This is a genomic window from Novosphingobium sp. ZW T3_23, assembly GCF_044987305.1.
In the GTDB taxonomy this organism is placed as follows: Bacteria; Pseudomonadota; Alphaproteobacteria; order Sphingomonadales; family Sphingomonadaceae; genus Novosphingobium.
Genome location: NZ_JBJDRF010000095.1, coordinates 1 through 9,446 on the forward strand (window position 1 = coordinate 1; position 9,446 = coordinate 9,446).

At 64.6% G+C, this 9,446-nt stretch carries 9 protein-coding genes; 5 read left to right on the forward strand and 4 right to left on the reverse strand.

Annotated features, from left to right (window positions below; all coding sequences use genetic code 11):
• The first annotated feature begins 904 nt into the window (after window positions 1-904).
• On the forward strand, window positions 905-1,666 hold the full coding sequence (locus tag ACI3K3_RS24735) for an SDR family oxidoreductase (RefSeq protein ID WP_404918640.1): 762 nt from the start codon (window positions 905-907) through the stop codon (window positions 1,664-1,666).
• Window positions 1,667-2,128: 462 nt separating this feature from the next.
• Here the strand turns inward: ACI3K3_RS24735 and ACI3K3_RS24740 are convergent, their stop codons facing one another.
• Both ACI3K3_RS24740 and ACI3K3_RS24745 read right to left on the reverse strand, forming a co-directional pair.
• Entirely contained in the window at window positions 2,129-2,512 is a 384-nt protein-coding gene (locus tag ACI3K3_RS24740) for a ribonuclease HI (RefSeq protein ID WP_404918624.1), read from the reverse strand.
• Window positions 2,513-2,583: 71 nt separating this feature from the next.
• Window positions 2,584-5,196, reverse strand: coding sequence for a TonB-dependent receptor (locus tag ACI3K3_RS24745; protein WP_404918626.1), 2,613 nt, complete (start codon window positions 5,194-5,196; stop codon window positions 2,584-2,586).
• Window positions 5,197-5,555: 359 nt separating this feature from the next.
• Between ACI3K3_RS24745 and ACI3K3_RS24750 the strand changes: the two genes are divergently transcribed.
• Window positions 5,556-5,732, forward strand: a complete 177-nt coding sequence (locus ACI3K3_RS24750) for a hypothetical protein (protein WP_404918628.1) — start codon at window positions 5,556-5,558, stop codon at window positions 5,730-5,732.
• Window positions 5,733-5,754: 22 nt separating this feature from the next.
• Here ACI3K3_RS24750 and ACI3K3_RS24755 read toward each other — a convergent pair whose 3' ends face one another.
• Window positions 5,755-6,972, reverse strand: coding sequence for an MFS transporter (locus tag ACI3K3_RS24755; protein WP_404918630.1), 1,218 nt, complete (start codon window positions 6,970-6,972; stop codon window positions 5,755-5,757).
• A 107-nt stretch (window positions 6,973-7,079) separates the two neighbouring features.
• Here ACI3K3_RS24755 and ACI3K3_RS24760 point away from each other — a divergent pair, with 107 nt between their 5' ends.
• The 3 genes from ACI3K3_RS24760 to ACI3K3_RS24770 all read left to right on the forward strand — a co-directional run bounded on the left by ACI3K3_RS24760 (window position 7,080) and on the right by ACI3K3_RS24770 (window position 8,721).
• Entirely contained in the window at window positions 7,080-7,862 is a 783-nt protein-coding gene (locus tag ACI3K3_RS24760) for an AraC family transcriptional regulator (RefSeq protein ID WP_404918632.1), read from the forward strand.
• 132 nt (window positions 7,863-7,994) lie between these two features.
• Window positions 7,995-8,444, forward strand: a complete 450-nt coding sequence (locus ACI3K3_RS24765; protein ID WP_404918634.1) for a hypothetical protein — start codon at window positions 7,995-7,997, stop codon at window positions 8,442-8,444.
• 91 nt (window positions 8,445-8,535) lie between these two features.
• Complete coding sequence (locus ACI3K3_RS24770; protein ID WP_404918636.1) at window positions 8,536-8,721, forward strand: hypothetical protein; 186 nt, start codon at window positions 8,536-8,538, stop codon at window positions 8,719-8,721.
• 2 nt (window positions 8,722-8,723) lie between these two features.
• On the opposite strand, the gene ACI3K3_RS24775 is transcribed toward ACI3K3_RS24770, so the two are convergent.
• On the reverse strand, window positions 8,724-9,293 hold the full coding sequence (locus ACI3K3_RS24775) for a DUF924 family protein (protein WP_404918638.1): 570 nt from the start codon (window positions 9,291-9,293) through the stop codon (window positions 8,724-8,726).
• Between the last annotated feature and the right edge of the window lie 153 nt (window positions 9,294-9,446).

The window sequence follows — 9,446 nt, forward strand, 5'->3', positions numbered from 1 at the left end:
TCGGCTGCCAGCGCGGGGGCGGCGGTTAGGAGCGAAACCGTAAGCGCAAGCGGACTGGTGGCGGTGACGAAACTGCGAAACATCTCAATCGATCCCTGTTTGGTGCCTCAGGTCAGAGGCAGGCGCGCCGATCTTTTCGTCGGGCGTGATTCTTCGGTGTGGTGGGCGTATGTCAGGACGGCAGACGGCCTTCTGGGCGCGAGAAGGGGGCCGGAGCCTGCGGTCAGGGCCCGGAAAGATCCGCCTCGGACATGCCTTTCCCTTCGCGGAACACCCGGTTCCGGTCTGGTGCGTGGAGTCTGCCTGGAAGGTGCAAGGGACCGGACGGCCGCCGTTGGTCGGCTGGCGTCAGAAGTCCTGCGTTGGGCGGCGCGTCAGGCGCGCCGGGTCATGGTCGGCATCGTATCACCTCATCGTTGGCGTGAGGGGAACACGATGCTGGCGCTGTCGCCTGAGCATCGCGCGCTTTAGCCGTTGGTAACGCGGAGCAAGCTGCTTCCCGATCAAAAGCCGCGGGCCGGAAAATCCCTGGATTGCACGTTCGGCCTGGCCATCCGTTTCGTGCGGGGTGCTTGTCTAGTTATTTGGTTGAGAAACGAGGGTCAACGCAAGGTTTTCTATCGCCGCCCATGGCAGGGATTTTGGGTAGTCTGGCGAATCTGGATAAAGGCCATATTTTACAGAGTGATATGAAGCTCGGGAAACCCGCGCGGCAGCTGCGAAGATGGGCTCCGCAATCGATTTGGCTAGTCGTGATCGGGAATCTCAGACGCAATTCGCTCTTCCCGCCCCCTTGGCAGCGACGTGGATTCTTGCACTTGCGGACGGCGGACAAGGCTGGCCCCGCCAAGCCACGGGCTGTAACGAAAGCCGGATGACAGCTTCTTCCGCTTCTCGCCGCTCGATGCCTCAGGCCCCTGCTTTTTCCGGTCAGGCGCTTGCCGAGAGGACGGCACTGGTCACCGGAGCCGCCGGCGGGCTCGGGCGGGAGATCGCATTGGCGCTGGCGCGGGCAGGCGCGCGAGTCGTGTTGCACGGCAGGCGGGCGGAGCAGCTGGACGGTCTATCCAGCGAGATCGCAGCGGCTGGCGGGATGGCGGAAACGGCCGCATTCGACCTTGCTGACGGCGAAGCGGCGCGGGAGGCGCTGGCGCGGCTTGGTAGCGTGGACATCCTGGTCAACAATGCGGGCCTGCGCGATCGTCGCCCCATGGCGGCGCTCGATCGCGAGGCCCTGCGCCGCATGCTGGAGACCAACCTCGTCGCCCCGTTCGATCTTGCCCGCATGCTGGCGCCGGGCATGGGGGCGGGGGGACGCATCATCAACGTCACTTCCATCGCCGGCCAGATCGCGCGTTCGGGAGACGCGGCCTATACGATGGCGAAGGGCGGGCTGGATGCGATGACGCGGGCGCTGGCGGCGGAACTCGGCCCACGCGGGATCACCGTCAACGCCATCGCGCCGGGCTACTTCGCGACCGAGGCCAATGCCGCGATGGTTGCGGATCCCGCCGTGGCCGAGCATCTGGCGCGGCGTACGTCGCTGGAGCGCTGGGGGCAGCCCGAGGAAGTGGCGGGGCCGGTGGTATTCCTCGCTTCGGATGCGGCGAGCTATGTCACCGGGCAAGTGATCGGGGTGGATGGCGGCTATCTGGCACATTTCTGACGCAGCGCCGCCGCGATGACCCGCCTTGGTGCGTCGTTGCGGTTTGTGCTTCGGTAAAGCGCCGCCTCGCCGCTTCGCGGGCTGAATTGCGGCGGTTCACACCTGCTGGATCTCGACTGCTCGGCCTCCTGAGTTTCAGGTAAAAACGTTTTATATCATACACATATAACTGATCTCGCTTTCCGCGCGTGCCTCAGTGGCCGGGATGTTTCGCGATTGCGAGTCATGCATGTGGAGCGTACTCATTGACCAAACCGACGGCATGACTTAGCGATAAAACTGGTCATTGTTGCATAACATGCAACCACCAGTCGCTTTTCCTCATTTGCCCGAAGCGCCATTATCGACCACATGGGACGGGCCTTTCAGGCATCCTCTCCCAAAAACTTTTCAAGGGCTGGTCTTCGGACCGGCCTTTTTTTTGTGCGTGAATCAGGCCAGCGGCCGATCGTCTGGACGCGATCAGCGCGGGTGGCGGCGGGCGAGGGCGATCCCGGCGAGATTCTGCTCTCGCTTGATCCAGCGGATGCGGCCCGGAGGGGATGTGGCGGCGAGGGCCAGGAAGGTGGCTTCGTGGCCGTCGCGCGGGGTGCCGCGTTCCAGCGCGGCATTGGCCCGGCGCACGACCGGAAGGGCGTCTCCGATGAGTTCGATGTCCCGCAATCCCAGCGCGGTGGCCAGTTCGAGCGCGCGGATCAGGGCGAGCCATTCGGCATCGCCGTTGCCGCCGTGGCCGAGATCGTCGAAAAGATGGGTTTCGCCCCGGATGACGGCGGCCGCCTCGATCGGGCCGGGATTGGGGCGGCAGCCGCCGTCGAAGAACACTTTGGGCCGGGAGCGCGACATGGTGCGCTTGTGGCGCGGATTTCCATCCGGCGCCAGCCCACCATGTACGCCCTCCCGTGCTGCTCCCTGCTTCAGCTCCCGAAGTTCACCTTCAGCCGCAACCCGTACATGCGCGGCGGGCCATAGGCGAAATCGAGCACGCCCGAGCTTTCGAAACCGCCACCGGATGCGGTCTTGTAATGCTTGTTCGTGATGTTGATGGCAAAAGCCGAGAGGTCGATGCCAGAGCCCATGATATCGGTCCAGGCAGCGTTGAGGTTGAACAGGTTGGTGGCCGGGATCGTCACCCGTTCCGGATTGGCTGCCGTGGCCGCCGTGTAGAAATAGCCGTCCACGGCCTGGCTCGACGTATAGGTGTAGTTTCCGCCGAACGAGAGCGCGCCGGTCTTTTCGCCGAGCGGCACGTCGATATCGGCCGAGACGGTCAGGCGGTTCTTGGGCGAATAGCTGAGCGGGTCGCCCGGTTCGCCGCGCGGAATGATCTGCTCGAAGGGGCTGTCGGGGCTGAGGGCCGGGGCTGCCAGTTCCTTGATCTCGGTGTCGAGATAAGTGTAGCCCGCCGAGAGCCGCAACCGCTCGAACAGGGTCACGCCGGTATCCACTTCCACGCCCTGGATCTTGGACTTGCCGGCATTGATGATCGCCGCGCCGCCCACAAGACCGCTGCCCTGCTTGGCGATCAGCGCGCCGAAGACCTGCTGGTTGCTGAAGTCGTTGTAGAAGCCCGCGACGTTGAAATAGCCCGGTACGGAGCCGCGCAGGGTGAGCTTGGCGCCGATCTCGTAGGCGTCCACCTTTTCCGGCTTCCAGGTCTCAAGTCCGGGATTGGTGAAGTTGACGCCGCCCTGGCGATAGCCGCGCGCATACTTGGCATAGAACAGCATGTCGGGCGTGGGCTTGAAGTCCACGTCGATAAGCCATGTCGGCCGGTTGGACTTGTTGGAGATGCGGGTACGGCAGGCCGTGGTGTCGCCGCCGTTGGCCAGCAGGTTGACGTTGGGATGGTTGAGCACATCGTTGCAGACGCGCCCGCCGGGGATCGTGCCCACGCCCGGTATCGTCACCAGATTCCAGCGGTTGCTTTCGGAATCGCCCACGATCTTGTCGAAGGTGTAGCGGAAGCCGCCGGTCAGCGCGAACTGGTCAGTGAAGTTGTAGGTGCCCTGCGCGAAGACGCCGTGGTTGTCGAAATCGAAGCGGGTGCGCGATTCGGATACCAGGGCAACGCCCAGGGTGGTGGCAGGCAGGCCAAGCGGCAGCACGCCGGTGCAACCCAGGTTCCCCGCATCCGGGCAGTTGCCGTAGATTCCGGTGCGTTGCTGGTTCCATCCGATCGGACGGCTGAATTCCAGATAGCCGCCGATCACGTAGTTGAACTTGCCGTTGGAGGACCGGCCCTGAAGCTGGAGTTCCTCGGTCACGGTGGATTCCGCCGCCGCGTGGTAGTTCGGCTGGATGTCCAGCGCCACGTAATCGAAGGGCGCGCCGATGGTGACGTAGCCCAGCGACTGGAACGTGCGCGTTACCGGCGTGTCGGCGATGGTGAAGTTGTCGCTGTAGAGGTTGAACGCCGAATCCTCGCGGAATTCGCCGTAGCTGGCGATGTTCTTGACCGTCAGGGTATCGCTGGCCAGCCAGGTGGTGGTGTTGATGACCTGCCAGGTTTCCAGGAGGAAGCGCGGATCGGGATTGCTGACCTCGACGTCCAGCTTGCCGTCGCCGCGGGCGGCTTGCCGGTCCAGCTGGGCGCAGGCGGACGTGGCCGTGAAGTATCGCGTGAAGGGGCCGCCCGTCAGCGGACTGGCCGGGGCGCGATCGCAGTTCTCGTAGCGGTTGGCGTAGCCGTTGGTGTCGGAACGGCTGTAGTGGAAGATCGTGTAGTTTTCGAGGTCCGGCGTCAGCTCCGCCAGGATGCTGAGGCGGGCATAGACATAGTCGGTGTTGTTGTAAGCGTCCGGGCCGATGCCGGAGCGGTTCTTCATGTAACCGTCGCGCTTGTTGCGGTCGACGGCGAGGCGGACCTTGAAGGTTTCCGCCAGCGGCACGTTGAGCGCGGCCTGGAGGCGGCGCTGGTCGTAATTGCCGATGGTGCCTTCGATATTGCCTTCCAGCACGTCCGTGGGCCGGGTCGGCACCAGCAGGATCGCGCCGCCGGTGGTGTTCCGGCCGAACAGCGTGCCCTGCGGTCCCTTGAGCACCTGCACGTTCTGGAGGTCGGTGAAAGTGCCCGCGCCCACGCTGTTGCCCGAGGTCGTGCCGCCTTGCGCGCGCACGCCCACCACATCGGCGAAGTAGACGCCCACGGTCGGGGCGGTGGAGGCGTCCTGGTTGAAGCCACGCAGAGAGAAGCTGGCCTTTTCCGCGCCGTATCGCGTGTTTACCGAGAGCGAGGGCGTATAGGTCGCAAGGTCGGAGGCGACGACGATGTTGCGCTTCTCGATCGTCGCGCTGTCGTAGACGGTCATCGAGATCGGCACGTCCTGAAGCCGTTCCTCGGTGCGGCGGGCGGTGACGATGATGTCGCCGGGATTAATGGTTGGGCTGCTGCGCGATTCGCTTTGGGCCAGGGCGGGCATCGCCGTGAAGATGCTTCCCAGCAGGGCGCCTCCCAGCAGGGTCTCGCTTATCAGGGTGCGATGCAGGACACGCCGGATCCTGGCGCGTTTCAGCTTCCGTGCCTTCATGCTCATTCTCTCCTCCCGTGATCGTATTCTTATTTTTTTGAACGGGTCCGGAGGTTCTTGGGAACAGTTGCGGGCAGAACGTGGCCGGTGTCGTCCGGCCAAAATCGCCTGCGAACGCCTGTTCCTTGCCCCGGTACTCCTGTCCAACTGTTCAGCGAGGGTACTTCGGGCGGGAGCGTCTGGAAAGAAACTATTGTTTCATCGCGACTTCTTGCAAAAGACGGGCGCGCCTAACCCGCCGTCTAACAAGAACTTAGGCCATTTCATTTCCGACAGGGGTCATTGTTAGTTCCGCACGAGGCTATAGGAGTCCGTTTGGAAACGCCCCCAGCCCTGTTTCGCGTGTACGGAGAAGACGCTTGTTCGCCATCGGCTGTCTTGCCTTGATCGTGCTCCCTCTAGCCGGGCTTGCGCTCGGGGGATTCGTGGCGGGGCCTGAGGGGGCGAAATGGGGAGCGATCGGCGGGTTCGCGATCGCGCTGGCGCTTACCGGGGTGACGACTTACGCACTCGTTACCGCCGCGCGCCGCCGTTAGAGGGGCGGCACGCGGCGTGGCCTTATTTCCCGCCGACGCGCGGGAGGAAGGCGGTCAGCAGCCCGATCGCCGGCAGGAAGGCGCAGACCTGATAGACCGTCTCGATGCTCGTGTGGTCGGCCAGCCATCCCAGCGCGGCGGCGCCGAGGCCGCCCATGCCGAACGAGAAGCCGAAGAACAGTCCGGAGATCATGCCTACCTTGCCCGGCACCAGCTCCTGGGCGAACACCACGATCGCCGGGAAGGCGGAGGCCAGGATCAGGCCGATCGCCACCGTCAGCGGGCCGGTCCAGAACAGGCCGGCATGCGGCAGCAGCAGGGTAAAGGGCAGCGCGCCGAGGATCGAGAACCAGATCACGTACTTGCGCCCGATCCGGTCGCCCAGCGGTCCGCCCAGCACGGTGCCCACCGCCACCGCCGCCAGGAAGGCGAAGAGGTGGAACTGCGCGTTCTGCACCGAGACGCCGAAGCGGTGGATGAGGTAGAAGGTGAAGTAGCTCGTCAGGCTGGCGAGATAGACGTACTTCGAGAAGATCAGCGCCAGCAGGATGGCGATGCCGCGTGCCGCCTGGCCCTTCGGCAACTCGGCGGCAAGCGTCGCCTTGCGGCCGGCGGCAAGGCGTTCGAGGCCATGGCTGCGATACCAGGCCGCCACGTTCCACAGCACGGCGCCCGAAAGCAGCGCCAGCAGGGCGAAGAACGCGAGGCTGGACTGTCCCCAGCGCACCACCACCAGCGCGGCGGCCAGCGGACCCAGAGCCTGCCCGGCGTTGCCGCCCACCTGGAACAGCGATTGCGCAAGGCCGTGGCGTCCCCCCGCTGCCATGCGCGCCACGCGCGAGGATTCGGGATGGAATACCGAGGAACCCACGCCCAGCAGGGCGGCGCCGACCAGCACCAGCCCATAGCTGTGCGCGGCCGAAAGCACGGTTAATCCGGCGAGCGAGAACAGCGTGCCGCCCGGCAGGGCGAGCGGCGTGGGCCGCTTGTCCGCATAGAGCCCGACCAGCGGCTGGAGAATCGAGGCGGTGATCTGGTAGGCCAGCGTGACCAGGCCGATCTGCCCGAAGCTCAGCCCCAGGTCGGTCTTCAGCGCCGGATAGATCGCCGGTAGAAGCGACTGCATCATGTCGTTGAGAAGATGGCAGAAACTGATCGCGACGATGACGCCGAACGCGGTTCCGTCGATCGTCCCCTGCCGTGTCGTCTGCGGTGTCGGGCTGGGCCTGCCTGCCAACATGATGCTGCGCCTCCTTTGCGCTTCCTTGCTTGTCGGGCTGCCCTATTCGCTTTGGATGCGTCCCGCTTCGATATATGGGTCAATCAATCCTGCGAGTGGGACAGTTCATGCCGCAACGCCATCCCGACGACTACGAGAACGTTCCGCGCCCCGTGGTGGGCATCGGCAACGACTATCCATCTTCCTTCGAGCTGGCCGAACATAGCCATCGGCGCGGCCAGTTCCTCTATGCGGCGCGAGGCGTGGTCGCGGTCAGCACGCCGTTCGGCGCCTGGGTCGCTCCGGCCGAGCGCGCGGTATGGATCCCGGCCGGCACCCCGCATTCGGTGCGCATGGTAGGGGCGGTGCAGACGCGCAGCGTGCTGGTGGCCTCTTCGGCAAGCGCCGCTCTGGCGGAACGCTGCCGCGTGGTCGCCGTCTCGCCGCTCTTGCGCCAGTTGCTGGTGGAAGCGGCGGAAGTCCCCGCCGAATACGACGAACGGGGGCGTGACGGGCTGGTGATGGACCTGCTCGTCGCCGAGATCTGCCGGGCGCCGGTCATCCCCATTCTCGTACCTTTTCCGCGCCTTCCGGCGCTTGCGAAACGGTGCCACCGCTTTCTGGAGAACCCGCGCGTCGGCGAGACGATCGACGATTGGTCCGGTGACCTGGCCATGAATCGCCGCCGCTTCACGCGGCTGTTCAGGCGCGAAACCGGCATGAGTTTCTCCGAATGGCGGCAGCAGGCGTGTCTTTCGGTGGCGCTGCCGCGCCTGGCGGCGGGCGAATCGGTGACCGCCATCGCGCTCGACCTCGGCTATGATGCTCCGGGCAATTTCGCCACCATGTTCAAACGGGTGCTGGGCGTTCCGCCGAGCCGATACCGGCAGCCTTCGTCCGAGAGTTCCTGACATCGCGATTTTAATCTGGATTAACTTTGTGAAGTCATGGCATCGATCGCTGCTGCGGCGTTGTCAGCGTGACAGGCTTCCTTCATTCGCAAGTGCGGTAAGGGCGCTGAATGGAATCGAAGAGCGGGATCGATGGGCAGTAAACTTGGGGATGATGGGGCGGAAGGACGCGGATTCGCTGCAAGGGCGGAAGGGCCGGATCGATTCTCCCTCGACAAGGATGGCGGCCGAAAGCTGGACGATCCATCGGCCCCGGATTCCGATGCTGCGGAGCTGATTGCCATGGCGCGATACATTCGCAGTTGCCGGAACCTGCGCAACGACATGTTCGGCGTGGATTTCTTCGGCGATCCGGCATGGGACATGCTTCTCGATCTGTTCATCGGCGAATCCGTCTGCCGCGCCGGTCACGCGCGGGGCGTATCGCCCAAGACCGCACTTCGCTGGGAACAGATTCTCGAAATGGAGGGCCTCGTGGAACGCCTTGGGCAGGACGACCTCTCCAATGCGCCTGTCGCGCTCACCGAAAAGGGAGCAACGCTGATGCACGATTACCTCCAGCGGGCGGCGCGCATCGTCTGATTGCTTAATACAATTCCTCGCGATTCTACTTGGATCGCGGCCTTTCGTCGCTTAGCCTTGCATCAGGGACCAGGGGGAGCGACGGTTTCGTATGCCACTCACCAATCAGGAGCAGCTCGTTCTCGAACTGCGCAGCATCGCCGCATTGCTCCAGGAGGCCGTGGGCCGCCTCGATAGTTGCGGACAGGATCTGGCGGCGATCCACGTCCAGACCGCGCTGGATGTCCTGCGCGACAAGGGCGGCGATGACGAAGACTGGAGCATGTTGAGGAACTGACGTCAGGCCCGGAGGCTGTCCCGGAGTTTGTCGATATGCTCGGCTTCAGCGGGGCTGGATCTGCGCGAAAGCGCTGCGTTGCGGCCGGGGAAGCGGCCGAAGCGCTCGATCTCTTCGGCATGGCCCGTGGCATAGCCCAATAGTTCCTCGGCGAAATCACGCAGCGACTGGAAGCGTTCCACGCTCATGGCCTGGATGGCAGGGTCTTCGGCATGCATCAGCGGCATGTAGAAGAACTGGCGCTGCGCGAAGCTCAGATTCTCGTCCATCCGCGCGGCAATGCCGGTCATCGCGAGTTCCTGTGCCCGAGGATCTGCGGCGAAGGCCTGGGCGGTGTCGCGGTGAATATGGCGGGAGAACTGGTCGAGCACGATGATCAGCGCCAGGCGGCCCAGCGGCGCCTCGGCCCAATGGTCCAGCTCGCCGCGCAGGGCCTGGGCGTGAAGCGCCCCGAAACGGTCACGCACGACAGGGTCGAGCCGCGTTCCCGCGGCGAACCAATCCTGCGGGGTGAGTTCGCGAAACCAGAAATCCAGGATGCGGTCCCGATCGCCGCGCGCATCGTCTGCCATGTCGTGCCTGCCTTTCACGGACCTCCTCGGCCCTTCCGGGATGGGCAACGCCGGACAGGCGCGATGGGCTGCACGCCGGATGAAACCAAATCGTCGGCGGGGGATTGAACGCGGGACGCTTTGCGCCTCGGGAGAATTACGTGTCCACTGCAC